The sequence below is a fragment of the Polynucleobacter necessarius genome (genome assembly GCF_900095205.1).
Taxonomy (GTDB): Bacteria; Pseudomonadota; Gammaproteobacteria; order Burkholderiales; family Burkholderiaceae; genus Polynucleobacter; species Polynucleobacter necessarius_E.
Genome location: NZ_LT606951.1, coordinates 1,914,197 through 1,934,415 on the forward strand (window position 1 = coordinate 1,914,197; position 20,219 = coordinate 1,934,415).

17 protein-coding genes and 1 tRNA gene are annotated in these 20,219 nt (G+C 46.4%); all 18 read right to left on the bottom strand.

Features of this window, described 5'->3' with window-relative positions; translation table 11 throughout:
- The 18 genes from rplW to tuf (DXE37_RS10680) all read right to left on the bottom strand — a co-directional run bounded on the left by rplW (nt 1) and on the right by tuf (DXE37_RS10680) (nt 20,205).
- Nucleotides 1-315, bottom strand: a complete 315-nt coding sequence (gene rplW, locus DXE37_RS10595) for a 50S ribosomal protein L23 (RefSeq protein WP_068947693.1) — start codon at nt 313-315, stop codon at nt 1-3.
- Entirely contained in the window at nt 312-932 is a 621-nt protein-coding gene (rplD, locus tag DXE37_RS10600) for a 50S ribosomal protein L4 (RefSeq protein ID WP_114637475.1), read from the bottom strand. The genes rplW and rplD overlap by 4 nt, the downstream gene beginning before the upstream one ends.
- Before the next feature lie 11 nt (nt 933-943).
- Nucleotides 944-1,600 carry a 50S ribosomal protein L3 gene (gene rplC / locus DXE37_RS10605; RefSeq protein ID WP_114637610.1) on the bottom strand — a complete coding sequence of 219 codons (657 nt, stop codon included), beginning with the start codon at nt 1,598-1,600 and terminating at the stop codon, nt 944-946.
- Between the two features lie 198 nt (nt 1,601-1,798).
- Nucleotides 1,799-2,110 carry a 30S ribosomal protein S10 gene (gene rpsJ, locus DXE37_RS10610; protein ID WP_011901899.1) on the bottom strand — a complete coding sequence of 104 codons (312 nt, stop codon included), beginning with the start codon at nt 2,108-2,110 and terminating at the stop codon, nt 1,799-1,801.
- A 123-nt stretch (nt 2,111-2,233) separates the two neighbouring features.
- Nucleotides 2,234-3,424 (bottom strand): elongation factor Tu, encoded by a 1,191-nt coding sequence (tuf, locus tag DXE37_RS10615; RefSeq protein ID WP_114637476.1) that lies wholly within the window; start codon nt 3,422-3,424, stop codon nt 2,234-2,236.
- A gap of 50 nt (nt 3,425-3,474) precedes the next feature.
- Nucleotides 3,475-5,577: an elongation factor G gene (gene fusA, locus DXE37_RS10620; protein WP_114637477.1), complete on the bottom strand. Its 2,103-nt coding sequence runs from the start codon at nt 5,575-5,577 to the stop codon at nt 3,475-3,477.
- 29 nt (nt 5,578-5,606) lie between these two features.
- Nucleotides 5,607-6,077 carry a 30S ribosomal protein S7 gene (gene rpsG, locus DXE37_RS10625; protein WP_068320103.1) on the bottom strand — a complete coding sequence of 157 codons (471 nt, stop codon included), beginning with the start codon at nt 6,075-6,077 and terminating at the stop codon, nt 5,607-5,609.
- Nucleotides 6,078-6,237: 160 nt separating this feature from the next.
- Nucleotides 6,238-6,618, bottom strand: coding sequence for a 30S ribosomal protein S12 (rpsL, locus tag DXE37_RS10630; protein ID WP_114637478.1), 381 nt, complete (start codon nt 6,616-6,618; stop codon nt 6,238-6,240).
- Nucleotides 6,619-6,794: 176 nt separating this feature from the next.
- Nucleotides 6,795-11,057, bottom strand: a complete 4,263-nt coding sequence (gene rpoC, locus DXE37_RS10635) for a DNA-directed RNA polymerase subunit beta' (protein ID WP_114637479.1) — start codon at nt 11,055-11,057, stop codon at nt 6,795-6,797.
- A 1-nt stretch (nt 11,058) separates the two neighbouring features.
- Entirely contained in the window at nt 11,059-15,159 is a 4,101-nt protein-coding gene (gene rpoB, locus DXE37_RS10640) for a DNA-directed RNA polymerase subunit beta (RefSeq protein ID WP_114637611.1), read from the bottom strand.
- A gap of 230 nt (nt 15,160-15,389) precedes the next feature.
- Entirely contained in the window at nt 15,390-15,764 is a 375-nt protein-coding gene (gene rplL / locus DXE37_RS10645; RefSeq protein ID WP_114637480.1) for a 50S ribosomal protein L7/L12, read from the bottom strand.
- A gap of 96 nt (nt 15,765-15,860) precedes the next feature.
- The gene (rplJ, locus tag DXE37_RS10650) at nt 15,861-16,403 is read right to left on the bottom strand and encodes a 50S ribosomal protein L10 (protein WP_114637481.1); all 543 of its coding nucleotides are present in this window, start codon (nt 16,401-16,403) and stop codon (nt 15,861-15,863) included.
- A 237-nt stretch (nt 16,404-16,640) separates the two neighbouring features.
- Nucleotides 16,641-17,342 carry a 50S ribosomal protein L1 gene (gene rplA, locus DXE37_RS10655; protein WP_114637482.1) on the bottom strand — a complete coding sequence of 234 codons (702 nt, stop codon included), beginning with the start codon at nt 17,340-17,342 and terminating at the stop codon, nt 16,641-16,643.
- A gap of 2 nt (nt 17,343-17,344) precedes the next feature.
- Entirely contained in the window at nt 17,345-17,776 is a 432-nt protein-coding gene (rplK, locus tag DXE37_RS10660) for a 50S ribosomal protein L11 (protein WP_114637483.1), read from the bottom strand.
- 169 nt (nt 17,777-17,945) lie between these two features.
- Entirely contained in the window at nt 17,946-18,518 is a 573-nt protein-coding gene (nusG, locus tag DXE37_RS10665; RefSeq protein ID WP_114637484.1) for a transcription termination/antitermination protein NusG, read from the bottom strand.
- A 9-nt stretch (nt 18,519-18,527) separates the two neighbouring features.
- Nucleotides 18,528-18,905 (bottom strand): preprotein translocase subunit SecE, encoded by a 378-nt coding sequence (gene secE, locus DXE37_RS10670; RefSeq protein WP_114637485.1) that lies wholly within the window; start codon nt 18,903-18,905, stop codon nt 18,528-18,530.
- A gap of 20 nt (nt 18,906-18,925) precedes the next feature.
- Nucleotides 18,926-19,001: transfer RNA gene (locus DXE37_RS10675), tRNA-Trp, on the bottom strand.
- Nucleotides 19,002-19,014: 13 nt separating this feature from the next.
- Nucleotides 19,015-20,205, bottom strand: coding sequence for an elongation factor Tu (gene tuf, locus DXE37_RS10680; RefSeq protein WP_114637476.1), 1,191 nt, complete (start codon nt 20,203-20,205; stop codon nt 19,015-19,017).
- Nucleotides 20,206-20,219 lie beyond the last annotated feature (14 nt).

Consider the following 20,219-nt stretch of genomic DNA (forward strand, 5'->3'; position numbering starts at 1 on the left):
TTAATTCGCCTCCGCTTCAAAGTTAATTTCTTGACCTGGTTTCAAATTCACATAGGCCTTCTTAGTGTGGTCACGACGACCTTCAAAACGGCCATAGCGCTTAGGCTTTCCCTTTTGATTTACGATTTGAACTGAGTCAACTTGCACTTTGAAGAGCAATTCAACTGCTTGTTTTACATCGCTCTTGTTTGCGTCGCGAGCTACTTGGAAAACTACTTGTTCGTTTTTCTCTGCAACCATAGTCGCTTTTTCAGAGATAACGGGACCAAGCAGAACCTTCATCAGGTTGTGATCGTTTTTACGGACTTGGCTCATTTCAGCAGCTCCTCAATTTTTGCGATCGCTGCTTTGCTTACCAATACTTTTTTGTATTGAACCAAAGCTAATGGATCAGCGTGCTGTGGCTCAACCACGGCAACCTTATGCAAGTTACGTGATGCCAAGTACAAATTCTCGCTAACCTGATCAACGATGATCAAGACTGAATCCAAGCCCATTGCTTTAATTTTATCAGCTAATACTTTAGTCTTTGGAGCGTCAAGAGAAAATTGATCGACTACATTCAAACGACCTTCGCGTGCTAACTGAGACAAAATAGATCTCATACCAGCGCGATACATTTTCTTGTTTACTTTTTGGCTGAAATTCTCTTCTGGAGAATTCGGGAATATACGACCACCTCCACGCCACAGCGGGGAAGTGCTCATACCAGCACGTGCACGACCAGTACCTTTTTGACGCCAAGGTTTCTTGGTAGTGTGCTTAACTTGCTCACGGTCTTTTTGTGCACGGTTACCGCTACGTGCATTTGCTTGGTATGTCACTACAACTTGGTGTACCAATGTTTCATTATATTCGCGTTCGAATACTTCTGGTGAAGCTTGTACGCCTGCACCTAAAGTACCGTTATCTTGGAGAAGCTTAAGCTCCATACTCGCTCTCCTTATTTCTTCTTCAACGGTGTCTTAACCGCTGGAGTAACAATAACTTTACCGCCTGGGGCACCTGGAATAGCGCCTTTAACCATGATGAGATTACGTTCTGCATCAATGCGTGCGATGACTAAATTTTGAACTGTTCGTGTGACGTCACCCAAGTGACCTGTCATACGCTTACCAGGGAAAACACGTCCTGGATCTTGCGCCATACCAATAGAGCCTGGTACGTTATGTGAACGTGAGTTACCGTGAGATGCACGACCAGAAGCGAAGTGATAACGCTTGATGGTGCCTGCGTAGCCCTTACCGATAGAAACACCTTGAACGTCCACTTTTTGACCAGCAGTAAATGCAGTTTCAGCAGGAATTACTTGTCCTGGCATCATTTCTGCGATTTTTGCTGCGTCTAAATGAAATTCGTTGAGTCCGTTACCAGCCATCACTCCCGCTTTAGCGAAGTGACCAGCCGTTGCCTTGGTAACGCGAGTAGCTCTACGTGTGCCATGTGTCAACTGGATAGCATCATAGCCATCAGTTGCCTGGGTCTTGATTTGAGCGACTCTGTTATCGCTCACGTCAATTACGGTGACAGGAACTGCTTCCCCTTCGTCCGTAAATAGACGGATCATGCCGACCTTGCGGCCGATTAAGCCTAAGCTCATATTCATGCTCCACGCCGACTTCGATTGGTCGGCAAAATTAATTTAAGGGATTTACAAGTAAAAGTACTTCTAAATCAATAACTTACAACGTTTTTTAATGCTGATAAAACTAAGATTTTCGCTCAAATTATTGAGCGAATTTTTGGATTCTATCCCGAAAAATCAATCTTGACAAGCGAAAAGACTGGAAACAACAAATTACTGCAACTTAATTTCGACGTCTACACCTGCTGGAAGGTCTAATTTCATCAACGCATCTACAGTTTTCTCTGTAGGATCAACGATATCCATCAAACGGAGATGAGTACGGATCTCTAGCTGATCACGAGATGTCTTGTTCACGTGTGGTGAACGCAAGATATCAAAACGCTCGATACGCGTTGGCAAAGGCACTGGACCCTTAACAACTGCACCAGTTCGCTTAGCTGTATCTACGATTTCAGCTGCAGACTGGTCGATCAAACGGTAATCAAATGCTTTAAGGCGAATACGAATTTTTTGGTTTTGCATACTAATTCCAAAGGGCGTTGTGGTGCTGCCACGTTATACATCTAAAGAGCACGATGACATCAGCAGCACTGATGTCACCGGTTAGCAAACTGCTAAATATTTTTACTAATTAAAACTTACTACTTAAGCCAAAATCTTTGCAACCACGCCGGCGCCTACAGTACGGCCACCTTCACGGATCGCAAAACGTAAACCTTCTTCCATCGCAATCGGAGCGATGAGTTTTACGGTAATTGTGACGTTATCACCAGGCATCACCATTTCTTTGTCTTTTGGCAACTCGATTGAACCAGTTACGTCCGTAGTACGGAAGTAAAACTGTGGACGATAGTTGTTAAAGAATGGAGTATGACGACCACCTTCGTCTTTACCCAAGATATAAACCTCGGCTGTAAAGTGAGTATGTGGGGTGATTGAACCTGGCTTAGCCAATACTTGGCCACGCTCAACTTCTTCACGTTTTGTACCGCGTAACAAGATACCAACGTTATCGCCTGCTTGACCTTGGTCGAGCAATTTGCGGAACATTTCAACACCAGTACAAGTGGTCTTGAGTGTTGGCTTGATACCGATGATTTCGATCTCTTCACCAACCTTAACGATACCGCGCTCGATACGGCCTGTAACAACAGTACCGCGACCGGAAATAGAGAACACGTCTTCTACTGGCATCAAGAACGCACCGTCAACAGCACGCTCTGGAGTTGGGATGTATGAGTCAAGAGCTTCAGCCAACTTCATGATGGCTTCTTTACCCAATGGGCCTTCGTCGCCTTCAAGCGCTAACTTAGCAGAACCTTGGATGATTGGTGTGTCATCACCAGGGAAGTTGTACTTAGATAAAAGCTCACGAACTTCCATTTCAACGAGCTCTAACAACTCAGCATCATCTACCATGTCGCACTTGTTGAGAAACACAACGATGTAAGGAACGCCCACTTGGCGTGCCAAGAGGATGTGCTCACGAGTTTGTGGCATTGGGCCGTCAGCAGCAGAACAAACTAAAATTGCGCCGTCCATCTGAGCAGCACCAGTAATCATGTTTTTTACGTAGTCAGCATGTCCCGGGCAATCCACGTGTGCGTAGTGACGATTTGCAGTCTCGTACTCAACGTGCGCTGTATTAATCGTAATACCACGTGCTTTTTCTTCTGGAGCAGCATCGATTTGATCGTATGCTTTTGCTTCGCCACCGAATGCCTTAGAAAGCACGGTTGCAATCGCTGCTGTCAATGTGGTTTTACCATGGTCAACGTGACCGATGGTGCCTACGTTTACGTGCGGTTTTGTCCGCTCGAACTTTTCTTTTGCCATTTTTAATCTGCCTTCTTAGCTAGTCAATATTCAAAATTAATGCGGATAAATTACTTCGCTTTAGTAGCCATAACTGCTTCAGCAACGTTCTTAGGTGCTTCGGAATAATGCTTAAATTCCATAGTGTAGGTAGCGCGACCTTGGGTCAACGAGCGCAAGCCAGTTGAATAGCCAAACATCTCTGCTAATGGCACTTCAGCGCGAACAATCTTGCCGCCGCCTGGAATGTCATCCATGCCCTGCAAAATACCGCGACGGGATGAAAGATCACCCATTACGTTACCCATGAAATCTTCAGGCGTTTCTACTTCAACAGCCATCATTGGTTCAAGCAATACTGGAGATGCTTTACGCATACCGTCTTTGAATGCCATTGAACCCGCCATCTTAAATGCGTTTTCATTAGAGTCAACATCATGGTAAGAACCAAAGAACAATGTTGCCTTAACATCAACCACTGGATAGCCAGCCAAAATACCGGAATTCAATGTTTCGATGATGCCTTTTTCAACTGCAGGGATGTATTCACGTGGAACCACACCGCCCTTAATAGCGTCAACGAATTCAAAACCTTTGCCTGGAGCTTGTGGCTCAAGTTTCAATACAACATGACCATATTGACCACGACCACCAGATTGCTTAACGAACTTACCTTCAACTTCGTCGCAAGTCTTACGAATAGTTTCACGGTAAGCAACTTGTGGTTTACCAACAGTAGCCTCAACGCCGAATTCACGCTTCATACGGTCAACCAAAATTTCCAAATGGAGTTCGCCCATACCAGAAATAATGGTTTGGCCTGATTCTTCATCTATCTTCACGCGGAAAGAAGGATCTTCTTGTGCCAAGCGATTCAAAGCAAGACCCATTTTTTCTTGGTCAGCCTTTGTCTTTGGCTCAACAGCTTGAGAGATCACTGGCTCTGGGAATACCATGCGCTCCAAAATAACGATGCTATCTGGATCACACAATGTTTCGCCTGTAGTCGCATCTTTTAGACCAACCGCAGCTGCGATATCACCAGCGAATACTTCTTTAATTTCTTCACGTTCGTTTGCATGCATTTGCAACAAACGACCAACACGCTCTTTCTTGTCCTTAATGGGGTTGTAGATTGTGTCGCCAGATTTCATTACGCCTGAGTAGACGCGGAAGAAGATGAGCTGACCAACAAATGGGTCAGTCATAATCTTGAATGCCAATGCAGAGAATTTCTCAGCATCATCAGCTTTACGTGTTGTTGGTGTACCGTCTTCTTCTTCGCAAGGTACTGGAGGAACATCCAATGGAGAAGGCAATAATTCAACAACCGCATCCAACATTGCCTGAACGCCTTTGTTTTTAAAAGCAGTTCCGCACAACATTGGAACGATTTCGTTAGCAATAGTACGTTGACGCAATGCGCCCTTGATTTCTTCTTCAGTCAAGCCTTCGCCACCGAGATACTTTTCCATCAACTCTTCTGAGCTTTCTGCGGCAGCTTCGAGCATCTTCTCGCGCCACTCTTCTGCAGAAGCTTGTAATTCAGCAGGAATATCTTCGTATGTAAATTTAGTGCCTTGTGAAGCTTCATCCCAATAGATGGCTTTCATCTTTACCAAATCAACAACGCCTTTGAAGTTTTCTTCTGCGCCGATAGGTATTTGGATCAGGATTGGATTCGCTTTTAGACGCATCTTCATTTGGTCGTAGACCTTGAAGAAGTTCGCACCAGTACGGTCCATCTTGTTAACGAATGCTAAACGTGGAACCTGATACTTGTTAGCTTGACGCCAAACAGTTTCAGATTGTGGTTGTACACCACCTACCGCACAGTAAACCATGCAAGCGCCATCCAATACGCGCATTGAACGCTCAACTTCAATCGTAAAGTCTACGTGTCCTGGGGTATCAATAATATTGATACGGTGCTCTGGAAAATTACCAGCCATGCCCTTCCAGAAGGTAGTTGTAGCCGCAGAGGTAATGGTAATACCACGCTCTTGCTCTTGTTCCATCCAGTCCATGGTTGCAGCGCCATCATGCACTTCACCAATTTTGTGATTAACGCCGGTGTAGAACAAAACGCGTTCTGTAGTTGTTGTTTTACCTGCGTCAATGTGCGCAGATATACCAATATTGCGGTATTTGTCGATGGGGGTTTTACGTGCCACTGTTGGTACCTCTTTTCTTAACTATTGGATTAGAAGCGGAAATGTGAGAAAGCTTTGTTAGCTTCTGCCATACGGTGAACTTCTTCACGCTTCTTCATTGCGCCACCACGACCTTCAGCAGCTTCTAATAATTCGTTGGCCAAACGTTGAGCCATTGATTTCTCGCCACGCTTTTTAGCGGCTTCACGCAACCAGCGCATTGCCAAAGCGGAACGACGTGATGGACGAACTTCAACAGGAACTTGATAGTTAGCACCACCAACTCGACGGCTCTTCACCTCAACCATTGGCTTAACATTGCCCATGGCTGTTGAAAAAATTTCGAGAGGTTCTTTATTTGCTTTTTTCTCGATGTGATCAAAGGCACCGTAAACGATACGCTCTGCAACCGATTTCTTGCCGTCCAACATGAGGACGTTCATGAATTTAGCTACTTCTACATTACCGAATTTTGGATCCGGCAAAATTTCCCGTTTGGGAACTTCACGACGACGTGGCATAACTACTCCTTCAGTTCAGTTAGGGATGATTCACATGAATCATCCGCTCCAGTTGCCCTACTATCTAAGTTGATTCCTAGACGGAACAACCACTTACTTGTCTTTTGAGTCTGACAAACAATGACTTAATACAAAACTACAGCTACTTAATTTTTAAAGATTAAGCAACTTTCTTAGCGCGCTTAGCACCATACTTAGAACGGGCTTGCTTACGATCTTTAACGCCTTGTAAGTCCAAAGAACCGCGAACGATGTGATAACGCACGCCTGGCAAGTCCTTTACACGACCGCCGCGGATCAATACTACTGAGTGTTCCTGGAGGTTATGGCCTTCACCACCAATGTATGAAATCACTTCAAAACCATTGGTTAAACGAACTTTGGCTACTTTACGAAGCGCAGAGTTAGGCTTTTTAGGAGTGGTTGTGTACACACGTGTACATACGCCACGGCGCTGCGGGCTGTTTTGCAGCGCAGGGCTCTTGCTTTTAACGGTAAGCCTTGTTCTTGGCTTGCGTAATAATTGATTAATTGTTGGCATAAAATAGCTCGGTTAGTACTTCTTTGTTGCTTTCTTCAAGAAAATCAATGGCTTAGAGAATTTCTAGGTCAAAGAGACCCTCTTCTGAATCAGTAGAACTCAGCGTTCTAGCTTGGCCAGCCTTTTCCGTCAACCTCGAAGGAAAAAACTGGCCATTTCTGGCCAGAATTACCAAATTAGCTCGGATCAGCCTCCCCAGTAGGAGCAACGACTTCAGCCTCGATTTCTACAGGCATATTGGCCATTGCTTCCTCTTCGGCGGCAATCATTTGAGCGCGATCACGCTCGAATTGCTCTCTGACCTTGCGTGCACGGCGATAAGACAGGCCGGTACCGGCAGGGATCAGACGACCAATAATGACGTTTTCCTTGAGGCCACGGAGTGTATCGGTTTTGCCCATAATTGCCGCTTCGGTCAATACACGGGTGGTTTCTTGGAAAGAAGCCGCTGAAATGAAGCTGTCGGTCGACAAGGATGCCTTAGTAATACCAAGCAATACGTTGTCGAATTGAGCTGGGTGCTTACCTTGGGCGATTGCCGCATCGTTCGCGTCATACAACTTAGAACGCTCAACTTGCTCACCGGTAATGAAGGATGTGTCGCCTGGTTCAGTTACCTGAACACGACGCAACATCTGACGCACGATAACTTCAATGTGCTTGTCATTAATCTTCACACCTTGGAGACGATAAACGTCTTGAACCTCGTCAACGATGTAGATGGCCAACTCTTCGATACCTTTAAGCGTCAAGATGTCATGCGGGTCAGCAGGGCCTTCCACAATCATCTCGCCCTTGTTCACAACTTGACCGTCATGAACGAGAACTTGCTTCTCTTTAGGAATCAAGAATTCATTGGCTTCACCATCCATATCGGTAATCACCAAACGTTGCTTACCTTTGGTTTCTTTGCCGAAAGAAACGGTTCCAGTAACTTTCGCCAAAACAGCTGCATCTTTTGGTGAACGCGCTTCGAACAATTCTGCAACGCGTGGCAAACCACCTGTAATGTCGCGAGTCTTCTGTGATTCGATTGGAATACGCGCCAACACTTCACCAACTTCGACCTTCTGACCATCTTTAACCGTAATCAAAGCGCCAACTTGGAGGCCGATGTTTACAGGATGATCAGTACCAGCGATCATCACATCACTACCCTTGTCATCAACTAAATTGATCACTGGGCGAACGCCTTTACTTGCTGCAGAGCGACGCTTACCGTCAATAACCACCAAAGTGGAAAGACCAGTAACTTCGTCAACCTGCTTAGCAACAGTTACGCCTTCTTCAACGTTGTCGAAGCGAGCGATACCAGCGTACTCAGAAATAATAGGACGTGTTAGTGGATCCCATGTAGCTAAACTTGCGCCAGCTTTGACTGCTGCACCTTCTTTCAACAAGAGAGTTGCACCGTAAGGCACCTTATGACGCTCGCGCTCATGACCATTTTCGTCAACGATCAAGGCTTCACCAGAGCGTGAAATCACGATCTGCTCACCCTTCGCGTTCTTCACAACACACATCGTACCGGAGAACTTCAAAGCACCGTTCGATTTGGCTTCGATATTACTTGCAACCAAGGCGCGTGACGCTGCACCACCGATGTGGAAGGTACGCATAGTCAACTGTGTACCTGGTTCACCGATGGACTGAGCGGCGATCACACCAACTGCTTCGCCAACGTTCACTAAACCACCACGACCTAAGTCACGTCCGTAGCACTTAGCACATAAACCAAAACGAGTTAAGCATGACAATACGGTACGAACTTTAACTTCATCGATACCTAATGCAACGATTTGATCAATATGATCTTCGTCGAGCAAAGTGTCGTTAGGAACGATGACTTCTTGTGTGTCAGGGTGAACGATGTCGCCGATACATACACGACCCAAAATGCGGTCACGCAATGCTTCGATGATTTCGCCGCCCTCAACAAGCGCCTTCATAGTTACACCAGAAGTTGCACCACAATCTTCTTCAATAACCACGAGGTCTTGAGTTACGTCGCATAAACGACGTGTCAAGTAACCAGAGTTCGCTGTCTTTAACGCTGTATCAGCCAGACCTTTACGAGCACCGTGGGTTGAGATGAAGTACTGCAACACGTTCAAACCTTCACGGAAGTTCGCGGTAATTGGGGTCTCAATGATGGAGCCCTCAGGCTTAGCCATCAAACCACGCATACCAGCCAACTGACGAATCTGCACTGCAGATCCACGCGCGCCGGAATCCGCCATCATGTAGATGGAATTAAAAGATTCTTGACGAACAGTTTTACCGTTACGGTCGAGCACGTCAACGTGTGACAACTCATCCATCATCGCTTTACCAACTTGGTCGCCTGCGGCGCCCCAAATATCAACCACGTTGTTGTAACGCTCTTGATTGGTCACGAGACCTGACATGAACTGCCTGTCATACTCTTTAACCTTAGCGGAAGCTTCGGTGATGATGCGATCCTTAGAGGTTGGGATCAACATATCGTCGATCGCAACAGAGATACCGGCATTAGTCGCCAAGCGGAAACCGGACTGCAAGAGGCGGTCAGCAAAAATCACTGTTTCACGCAAACCGCACTTACGGAATGATGTGTTGATCAAACGTGAGATTTCTTTTTTCTTCAAAGGCTTGTTGATTTCCTCGAAAGACATGCCTTTCGGCAAAATCTCAGACAAGCTTGCACGGCCAACTGATGTTTGATAGATCTTGGTCTTTTCTGCAAAACGCGCATCGCCTTCTGCTTTTTTATCCACGACCTCATACTCAGTAATACGCACAGCCACACGAGAAGCCAATTCAACTTGACCTGCTTCGTATGCGCGTACCACTTCAGTAATGTTGGCGAAAACCATACCTTCGCCTTTACCGTTGATCTTGTCACGTGTAGCGTAATACAGACCCAACACTACGTCCTGTGAAGGAACGATAGATGGTTCGCCGTTAGCTGGGAACAATACGTTGTTCGAAGCCAACATCAATGTACGCGCTTCCATTTGCGCTTCGAGCGACAAAGGAACGTGAACCGCCATTTGGTCACCGTCAAAGTCAGCGTTAAATGCCGCGCAGACTAATGGGTGCAATTGGATTGCTTTACCTTCAATCAACATTGGCTCGAAAGCCTGAATACCGAGACGGTGCAATGTAGGAGCACGGTTCAACATGATTGGATGTTCGCGAATCACTTCTTCGAGGATATCCCAAACGACTGGAGTCTGGCTTTCAACTTCTTTCTTCGCAGCCTTAATTGTGGTTGCAATTCCTAAAGTCTCAAGCTTATTGAAAATGAATGGCTTGAATAACTCCAAGGCCATCAGTTTTGGCAAGCCGCACTGATGCAATTTCAATGTAGGGCCAACCACGATGACTGAACGGCCTGAGTAGTCAACGCGTTTACCCAACAAGTTTTGACGGAAACGACCGCTCTTACCTTTAATCATCTCAGCCAAAGACTTGAGAGGGCGCTTGTTAGCGCCAGTCATAGCCTTACCGCGACGACCGTTGTCGAGCAATGAGTCAACCGCTTCTTGCAACATACGTTTCTCGTTGCGAACGATGATCTCTGGTGCGCGCAACTCTAACAAACGCTTGAGGCGGTTGTTGCGGTTGATCACACGGCGATAGAGATCGTTCAAATCAGAGGTAGCAAAGCGACCGCCATCCAACGGCACCAATGGGCGCAACCCTGGTGGCAATACTGGCAACACTTCCATGATCATCCAGTCAGGCTTAATACCTGAAGTCTGGAACGCCTCAAGCACTTTTAAGCGCTTAGCGTATTTCTTGATCTTGGCATCGCTACCAGTAGCTTTCAATTTAGCACGAATAGTTTCTACTTCACGATCGATATCAATCGAGCGCAAAAGATCACGAATACCTTCCGCGCCCATGATGGCGGTAAATGCGCCGTCACCATACTCTTCAGTCTTGGCAATGTATTCGTCTTCAGACATGATCTGACCACGTTTCATGGCGCCTTCAGGAGTCACGCCAGGATCAACAACTACGTATGCTTCAAAGTAGAGAACGCGCTCGATATCACGCAATGTCATATCGAGAACCATACCCAAACGGGACGGCAGGGACTTCAAGAACCAGATGTGCGCTACAGGGGCTGCCAACTCAATATGGCCCATACGCTCACGACGTACCTTAGCTAGAGTAACTTCAACGCCGCACTTCTCGCAGATTATGCCACGGAACTTTAAGCGCTTGTACTTGCCGCATAAGCACTCGTAGTCTTTGGTTGGTCCAAAAATCTTGGCGCAGAACAAACCATCACGCTCGGGCTTAAAAGTCCGGTAGTTGATGGTTTCTGGTTTGCGTACTTCACCAAAAGACCATGAGCAAATTTTCTCAGGAGATGCGAGGCCAATCTTGATGACATCAAACTGCTCATCACCCTGCGTTTGCTTAAATAAATCGAGCAATGCTTTCATATCAGTTGCGCTCCATGTCAATGTCAATGCCCAACGAACGGATTTCTTTTACCAGCACGTTGAAGGATTCGGGCATGCCAGCATCAATCGTGTGCTCGCCCTTGACGATGTTTTCATAAACCTTGGTACGGCCTGCGACGTCATCGGACTTCACTGTCAGCATTTCCTGCAAGACATATGAAGCACCGTATGCTTCGAGGGCCCAGACTTCCATCTCACCAAAGCGCTGACCACCGAACTGAGCTTTACCACCCAATGGCTGTTGCGTTACTAAAGAGTAAGGTCCGGTTGAGCGAGCATGCATCTTGTCATCGACCAAATGGTGGAGTTTCAAGACGTGCATTACGCCAACAGTTACTGGACGTTCAAACTGATCACCAGTACGGCCGTCGCACAAAATCATTTGCTGACGTGAAGGCGTCATCTTCAAAGAAGTAGCTACTTCTTCTGGATAGGCCAACTCGAGCATGCGTCCGATTTCGGCTTCTGTAGCACCATCAAACACTGGGGTTGCAAATGGCAAGCCTTGGCGGAGATTCTCAGCCAATACTGTGATTTGTTCATCAGTGAAGTTGTCGATGTCTTCAATGCGACCTGTTTCGTTGTAAAGTTGTTTGAGGAACTTACGTAACTCAGCTTGTTTAGCTTGTTGACGAACCATCTCGTCAATACGCTTACCAATACCTTGAGCAGCCCAACCTAGGTGGGTTTCTAATATCTGACCAACGTTCATACGGGAAGGAACGCCCAATGGGTTCAAGACGATGTCAACAGGGCGTCCGTCAGCCATAAATGGCATGTCTTCCGCAGGAGCGATTTTAGAAACCACACCTTTGTTACCGTGACGACCAGCCATCTTGTCACCAGGCTGCAAGCGACGCTTAACAGCCAAGTACACCTTAACCATCTTGGTTACGCCAGATTGCAAATCATCGCCCTGGGTAAGCTTGATGCGCTTCTCTTCAAAAGCTTCATCAAACTGTTTACGTTTCGCTTCAATAGAAGATTTAATCGCTTCAGCTTGTGAGGCAACCTCATCATCTGCTGGACGAACATCAAACCAATGGTATTTATCTAAATCAGCAAGGTATTCCTTGTCGATCTTGGTGCCTTTAGCTAATTTCTTAGGACCGCCGTTGGCAACTTTGCCAATCAATAGTTTTTCTAAACGCATGAAGGCATCGCCTTCAACAATACGCAACTGGTCGTTTAAGTCCAAACGATAGCGTTGCAATTCTTCTTGAATGATTGACTGTGCACGGGCATCGCGCTCAATACCTTCACGGGTGAACACTTGAACATCGATAACAGTGCCGATCATTCCTGATGGAACGCGCAAAGAAGTATCTTTTACGTCTGATGCTTTTTCACCGAAGATCGCACGCAGTAACTTCTCTTCAGGAGTGAGCGTTGCCTCGCCCTTTGGAGTTACCTTACCAACCAATACGTCGCCAGCTTCAACTTCAGCACCGATATACACAATACCGCTCTCATCCAAACGGGAGAGTTGTGACTCTGCCAAATTGGAAATATCGCGAGTAATTTCTTCTGAACCAAGCTTAGTATCACGCGCAACTACTGACAACTCTTCAATATGAATAGAGGTGTAGCGGTCATCAGCAACAACTTTCTCAGAGATCAAGATTGAATCTTCGAAGTTGTAACCGTTCCATGGCATAAACGCCACAGTCATGTTTTGACCCAAAGCCAATTCACCTAAATCGGTAGATGCGCCGTCAGCAACTACGTCACCACGGGCTACACGATCGCCAACCTTCACGATAGGACGTTGGTTGATGTTGGTGTTTTGATTTGAACGGGTGTACTTGATGAGGTTATAAATATCCACACCGACTTCACCAGCTACAGTCTCATCATCGTTCACACGAATCACAACACGATTCGCATCAACGTAATCAACAATACCGCCACGCGCTGCTAATACAACAGTGCCGGAGTCAACCGCAACAATACGCTCTAAACCTGTACCAACTAATGGCTTATCTGGACGCAAGCAAGGAACTGCTTGACGCTGCATGTTCGCACCCATCAATGCACGGTTTGCATCATCGTGCTCTAAGAATGGAACGAGTGAAGCAGCAGCAGAAACGATCTGGCTAGGAGCAACATCGATGAAATCGATACGCTCTGGGCTTACCATCATGGTCTCGCCAGCTTGACGAGCAGAAGCCAATTCGTCGGCCAACTTACCGCTCTTGTCGATTGTTGCGTTTGCCTGAGCGATTACATACTTGGCCTCTTCAATTGCAGAGAGGTAAACCACTTCATCGCTTACCTTGCCATTGGAAACCTTACGATATGGGGTCTCTAAGAAACCATGCTCATTCAAGCGCGCAAACAACGCGAGTGAGTTGATCAAACCAATGTTTGGTCCTTCTGGAGTTTCGATTGGGCAAACACGTCCGTAGTGGGTTGGATGCACGTCGCGCACTTCGAAGCCTGCACGCTCGCGGGTCAAACCACCAGGCCCCAATGCAGAAATACGACGCTTGTGCGTGATCTCTGAAAGTGGATTAGTTTGGTCCATAAACTGGGACAACTGCGAAGAACCAAAGAACTCACGAATCGCCGAAGAGATTGGCTTGCTGTTGATCAAGTCATGCGGCATGAGATTTTCTGTTTCGGCCTGGCCGAGACGCTCTTTAACCGCACGCTCAACACGTGACAAACCAGCACGGAATTGGTTTTCAGCTAACTCACCAACGCAACGTACACGACGATTACCCAAATGGTCGATATCGTCTACTTCGCCTTTACCGTTACGCAGATCTACGAGGGACTTAATGGTGTCGAGAATATCTTCATTTGACAGAACCATTGGACCTTCCATTTCTGGACGGTTCAAACGGCTATTCACCTTCATACGGCCAACGCGTGATAAATCGTAGCTATCTTCGTTGTAGAACAGACGTTGGAACAAGGCCTCAACAGCATCTTCTGTTGGAGGCTCGCCAGGGCGCATCATGCGATAAATAGCGATACGAGCAGCCATTTGGTCGGCTGTTTCATCAGTACGTAACGTCTGAGAAATATACGCACCAGAATCCAAATCATTGGTGTAAATAGTTTCCAATTGCTTGATGCCTGCATCGCGCAATGTTGCCAACAACTCTTCAGTGATTTCATCGTTAGCGTAAGCCAAAATTTCACCAGAATCTGGATCAACAATATTGCGAGCAACCACACGACCAACTAAATAGTCATCAGGTACAGCGATTGTTTTTGTCTTGGCAGCTTCGAGTTCACGAATATGTTTTGCATTAATGCGCTTGTCTTTTTGAATGACCACTACGCCATTCTTATCGAGCACATCAAAGCTGGCCAACTGGCCACGCAAACGCTCTGGAACAAATTCCATTGAGGCACCATTAGCGGTCAATGAGAAATGATCAAAGTTAAAGAAGTTTGCAAGAATCTGTTCGTTGTTTAGACCAATTGCTTTGAGCAAAATGGTGACAGGCATCTTACGACGACGGTCAACGCGGAAATAGAGAATATCTTTTGGATCAAACTCGAAATCGAGCCATGAACCACGGTAAGGAATGATGCGTGCAGAGAACAGCAACTTACCTGAGCTGTGTGTTTTACCCTTATCGTGTTCAAAGAACACGCCTGGGGAACGGTGCAACTGAGAAACGATCACGCGCTCAGTACCATTGATCACAAAAGAGCCATTTTCTGTCATAAGTGGAATTTCACTCATGTAGACTTCGCTCTCTTTTACCTCTTTAACCTTGGTAGGCGCTTCGCGATCATAAATAATCAAGCGAACCTTGGCGCGCAAGGCAGAGTGGTATGTGTAGCCACATTGTTGACATTCTTTTACGTCAAATGGTGGTTGTGATAACTGGTAAGACACGTATTCCATACGTGCATAGCCGTTGTTAGACACAATTGGGAATGCTGATGTAAAGGCAGCCTGAAGTCCCTCGGTTAGACGAGACATTGGCGGCTTATCAGCCTGTAAAAATTTAGCGTAGGATTCCAGCTGCGTTGCGATCAGGTACGGAACCTGGTGGTTGTTTACTCGCTTAGCAAAGCTTTTACGGACTCGCTTGCGTTCGGTGAAGCTATAGTTCATTTCATCTCCGAATTCAGCGACTGTACAAAGATTTGGCGATTGGCCACTACCAATCACTGGCGGACAACACCAAACCGTTTCGATCTAGTGTCCGACCAAACTTGCATTCTGCAGTCGTATCAGAAGGCAAACCCGATTTCAATCAGAAATGAAATCGGGTTTGACCTCTAGAGGTCAAACCCAACATGGCTAACACCCCTTTTTGAGAGGCGCCAGCAGTGTGATGGGTATTACTTGAGTTCTGCTTTAGCGCCAGCTTCTTCAAGCTTCTTCTTAGCTTCTTCAGCAGTCTTCTTGTCAACAGCTTCTTTGATTGGCTTCGGTGCACCGTCAACCAAGTCCTTAGCTTCTTTCAAGCCAAGACCAGTAATTTCGCGAACTGCCTTAATTACTGAAACCTTGTTTGCGCCAGCTTCGAGCAAGTTAACAGTGAATTCTGTTTGCTCTTCACTACCAGCAGCAGGACCAGCACCAGCAGGACCAGCAACAGCCATCGCTGCAGCTGATACACCAAACTTTTCTTCGAACGCTTTAACCAAGTCATTCAAATCCATAATGGACATGCTACCTACTGCTTCAATGATTTCTTCTTTAGTAATCGCCATTTTTAGCTCCTAATACTTAAATAGTTAATCTGTCGCTTATTCAGCGGCAGGGGTTTTGTTTGCTTCTGTTCCAGCTTCTGGGCTGCGGCTGCAGGCTCAGCGGCTGCTTGGGGCTACCTCTTCTGCAGGTGCTGCGGCTACGGGAGCCGGGGCTCCTTCTGCAGGCGCTACTACTGCGCCCAATACGCGAGCCATCGCAGAGACAGGTGCCAACATCACACCCAACAACTGAGATAACAACTCGTCGCGGCTTGGAATTGTTGCGAGGGCTTTTACGCCTGCAACGTCCAACAACTTGCCGTTATATAAGCCAGCAGTAATGACTAACTTGTCTTGAGTCTTAGCAAAGTTCTGCAAAACTTTTGCCGAAGCAATCGGATCAGCAGAAATGCTGTAAATCAAGGGGCCAACCATCGAATCAGCAAGAGGCTCAAACTGTGTGCCTTGTGCAGCACGACGTGCCAATGTGTTCTTCAAAACGCGAAGATACACACCTTGGTCACGTGCGCTAGCACGTAGCTTTGTCAACTGCTCTACTGGAATACCATGGTATTCAGCGAGCACGACAGTTTGGGCTCCAGCCAATTGAGCGCCGACATCAGCAACAATCGCTTTTTTGTCTTGTACATTCAAAGGCACGGTTTAACTCCATAAAAACCAACTGTTTCCAGTTGGGGTTACACACCAGCGTCTGATCATTTGTTCACAAAAAATCTTGTGAAAATCTTTTCAGGGTCGCCATCTGCGCTGGTTATTACTTTCGTAACGATTAAGAATTAACTCTTTACAAGCATTTAACTCACCAACGGTCTTTGATGTTCGACCCTCACTCAAAGAGCGAAAGTCGACCCAAAGTTCTTTTTTGCTACAGGCTAATTAAGCCGCTGCCTGTAACGATGCTTGGTCTACACGTACGCCTGCACCCATGGTGCTGCTTACGGCGACCTTCTTTAAATAAACGCCCTTAGATGCTGGAGGTTTTGCTTTATTCAAAGCCTCAAGCAATGCGAGCAAGTTAGATTTCAATGCAGCTGGTTCGAATGAACGACGGCCAATGCTAGCGTGCACGATGCCCGCTTTGTCCACGCGGAACTGAACTTGACCTGCTTTTGCATTCTTCACTGCAGTAGCAACATCAGGAGTAACTGTTCCAACTTTTGGATTTGGCATCAAGCCACGTGGACCCAATACTTGACCCAAAGTACCAACAATTTTCATTGTGTCTGGGGATGCAATCAAAATATCGAAATCGATTTTGCCGCCCTTAATTTGTTCAGCCAAATCTTCCATGCCAACGATTTCTGCGCCAGCGGCTTTAGCTTGTTCAGCCTTCTCGTCTTGAGCAAAAACAGCTACACGAACATGCTTACCTGTACCAGCTGGTAGCGCTACTGCGCCACGCACAACTTGGTCAGATTTTTTGGCATCAATACCCAGCTGAACAGCAACGTCGATAGACTCATCGAACTTAGCAGTTGCACACTCTTTAACGAGGTTCAATGCATCGTCCAATGGGTAGAATTTGTTGCGATCTACTTTAGATTGAATTGCTTTTACGCGCTTAGATAACTTAGTCATGATTAGAGACCTTCCACAGTAATGCCCATGGAACGGGCGCTGCCAGCGATTGTTCTTACAGCTGCATCCATATCGGCTGCTGTCAAATCTGGCATTTTTGCTTTAGCGATTTCTTTCGCTTGAGCACGAGTAATTTTTCCTACCTTATCGGTATGGGGACGTGGTGATCCTTTTTCGATCTTTGCAGCCTTCTTAATCATGATGGTTGCTGGAGGAGTCTTCATAATGAATGTGAAGCTCTTGTCAGCGAACGCTGTAATCACGACTGGAATTGGGAGGCCAGGTTCCATGCTCTGAGTTTGAGCATTAAACGCCTTACAGAATTCCATAATATTAAGACCGCGTTGACCCAAAGCCGGACCTACGGGTGGTGATGGATTTGCTTTACCTGCAGGGATCTGCAGCTTAATAAAGCCAATAACCTTCTTTGCCATGTGTTGCTCCTTAAAGCGCGCCTGACCTCATTAGGAAAGACCGCCGTTGAGTTAACGCTTCGCCAGTTTTTGGCTTTCTAGCTCCGCTCCTCGGTTAATTACAAAATCTAAATAACCATCTAAAACTACATTTACTACCCTACTGCAAAACTGGACTAAGTCCTTGTTTTTACATCTTTTCTACTTGACCGAACTCCAGTTCAACTGGGGTACCGCGGCCAAAAATTGTAACAGAAACGCGTAATCTTGACTTCTCGTAATTCACTTCCTCAACGTTTCCGTTGAAGTCTGTAAACGGACCTTCCTTAACTCGGACCATCTCACCCACCTCAAACAGGGTCTTAGGCTTCGGCTTATCAACACCAGCTTGCATTTGATCCATGATTTTGGTAACTTCTGCTGTAGAAATCGGGCTTGGACGATTACGAACGCCACCTACAAAACCAGTTACTTTTGGCGTGTTTTTCACCAAGTGCCAGCTTTCGTCGGTCATTTCCATCTCAATTAAGACATATCCGGGAAAAAAACGACGCTCAGATACAGACTTGGTGCCAGATTTGATCTCTACAACTTCCTCGGATGGAACCAAAATGCGACCAAATTTCTCTGGCATGCCTGAACGAGCAATTCGCTCCTCGAGACCTTTTTTTACACTCTTTTCCATGCCGGAATATGCATGGATAACATACCAACGCATATTGCCGGTAGCTTGTGGATTTGCGGCTACTTCAGAATCAATCATTTTTCTTACTCACTTCCAGCCTAAAAAGACTGAAAAAACTAGCCATTCAATTAATTTGTCTGCAATCCACAAAAACAAGGACATGATCAGAACAAAGCCAAATACGACTAGAGTCATTTGGGTAGTCTCTTTACGAGTTGGCCAAACAACCTTTTTTACCTCATACCAAGAATCTTTTGCATAGGCGATGAAACGACGCCCATCAGGTGAAATCGCCACAATTAAAACAGCAGCTGCAATGCCACCAAATAAAACAGCAAGGCGGACCAATAAAGATTGATCAACCAACGTGTAGTAAAGAACTAACGCTGCAACGACGATTAAAGCAGCGAGTCCAGAGACCCAGCCGCTTTTTTCTTCAGTATGACTTGCCGTTTGATGAGACATTTTGCTTTCAGTTCAAATCGTGGCAGGGGCGGAGGGCATCGAACCCCCAACCTTTGGTTTTGGAGACCAACGCTCTGCCAATTGAGCTACACCCCTTTATAAAAACTACTTAAGCCAAAATCTTTGCAACCACGCCGGCGCCTACAGTACGGCCACCTTCACGGATCGCAAAACGTAAACCTTCTTCCATCGCAATCGGAGCGATGAGTTTTACGGTAATTGTGACGTTATCACCAGGCATCACCATTTCTTTGTCTTTTGGCAACTCGATTGAACCAGTTACGTCCGTAGTACGGAAGTAAAACTGTGGACGATAGTTGTTAAAGAATGGAGTATGACGACCACCTTCGTCTTTACCCAAGATATAAACCTCGGCTGTAAAGTGAGTATGTGGGGTGATTGAACCTGGCTTAGCCAATACTTGGCCACGCTCAACTTCTTCACGTTTTGTACCGCGTAACAAGATACCAACGTTATCGCCTGCTTGACCTTGGTCGAGCAATTTGCGGAACATTTCAACACCAGTACAAGTGGTCTTGAGTGTTGGCTTGATACCGATGATTTCGATCTCTTCACCAACCTTAACGATACCGCGCTCGATACGGCCTGTAACAACAGTACCGCGACCGGAAATAGAGAACACGTCTTCTACTGGCATCAAGAACGCACCGTCAACAGCACGCTCTGGAGTTGGGATGTATGAGTCAAGAGCTTCAGCCAACTTCATGATGGCTTCTTTACCCAATGGGCCTTCGTCGCCTTCAAGCGCTAACTTAGCAGAACCTTGGATGATTGGTGTGTCATCACCAGGGAAGTTGTACTTAGATAAAAGCTCACGAACTTCCATTTCAACGAGCTCTAACAACTCAGCATCATCTACCATGTCGCACTTGTTGAGAAACACAACGATGTAAGGAACGCCCACTTGGCGTGCCAAGAGGATGTGCTCACGAGTTTGTGGCATTGGGCCGTCAGCAGCAGAACAAACTAAAATTGCGCCGTCCATCTGAGCAGCACCAGTAATCATGTTTTTTACGTAGTCAGCATGTCCCGGGCAATCCACGTGTGCGTAGTGACGATTTGCAGTCTCGTACTCAACGTGCGCTGTATTAATCGTAATACCACGTGCTTTTTCTTCTGGAGCAGCATCGATTTGATCGTATGCTTTTGCTTCGCCACCGAATGCCTTAGAAAGCACGGTTGCAATCGCTGCTGTCAATGTGGTTTTACCATGGTCAACGTGACCGATGGTGCCTACGTTTACGTGCGGTTTTGTCCGCTCGAACTTTTCTTTTGCCATTTTTAATCTGCCTT

Excerpts from the sequence above, each read along its gene's own strand:
- nusG (WP_114637484.1), bottom strand. The coding sequence starts at position 18,518 with ATGATTGATTCTGAAGTAGCCGCAAATCCACAAGCTACCGGCAATATG.
- rplD (WP_114637475.1), bottom strand. The coding sequence starts at position 932 with ATGGAGCTTAAGCTTCTCCAAGATAACGGTACTTTAGGTGCAGGCGTA.
- rplW (WP_068947693.1), bottom strand. The coding sequence starts at position 315 with ATGAGCCAAGTCCGTAAAAACGATCACAACCTGATGAAGGTTCTGCTT.
- rpsG (WP_068320103.1), bottom strand. The coding sequence starts at position 6,077 with ATGCCACGTCGTCGTGAAGTTCCCAAACGGGAAATTTTGCCGGATCCA.
- secE (WP_114637485.1), bottom strand. The coding sequence starts at position 18,905 with ATGTCTCATCAAACGGCAAGTCATACTGAAGAAAAAAGCGGCTGGGTC.
- rpsL (WP_114637478.1), bottom strand. The coding sequence starts at position 6,618 with ATGCCAACAATTAATCAATTATTACGCAAGCCAAGAACAAGGCTTACC.
- tuf (WP_114637476.1), bottom strand. The coding sequence starts at position 3,424 with ATGGCAAAAGAAAAGTTCGAGCGGACAAAACCGCACGTAAACGTAGGC.
- rpoB (WP_114637611.1), bottom strand. The coding sequence starts at position 15,159 with ATGAACTATAGCTTCACCGAACGCAAGCGAGTCCGTAAAAGCTTTGCT.
- tuf (WP_114637476.1), bottom strand. The coding sequence starts at position 20,205 with ATGGCAAAAGAAAAGTTCGAGCGGACAAAACCGCACGTAAACGTAGGC.
- rpsJ (WP_011901899.1), bottom strand. The coding sequence starts at position 2,110 with ATGCAAAACCAAAAAATTCGTATTCGCCTTAAAGCATTTGATTACCGT.
- rplC (WP_114637610.1), bottom strand. The coding sequence starts at position 1,600 with ATGAGCTTAGGCTTAATCGGCCGCAAGGTCGGCATGATCCGTCTATTT.
- rplA (WP_114637482.1), bottom strand. The coding sequence starts at position 17,342 with ATGACTAAGTTATCTAAGCGCGTAAAAGCAATTCAATCTAAAGTAGAT.
- rplL (WP_114637480.1), bottom strand. The coding sequence starts at position 15,764 with ATGGCGATTACTAAAGAAGAAATCATTGAAGCAGTAGGTAGCATGTCC.
- rplK (WP_114637483.1), bottom strand. The coding sequence starts at position 17,776 with ATGGCAAAGAAGGTTATTGGCTTTATTAAGCTGCAGATCCCTGCAGGT.
- rpoC (WP_114637479.1), bottom strand. The coding sequence starts at position 11,057 with ATGAAAGCATTGCTCGATTTATTTAAGCAAACGCAGGGTGATGAGCAG.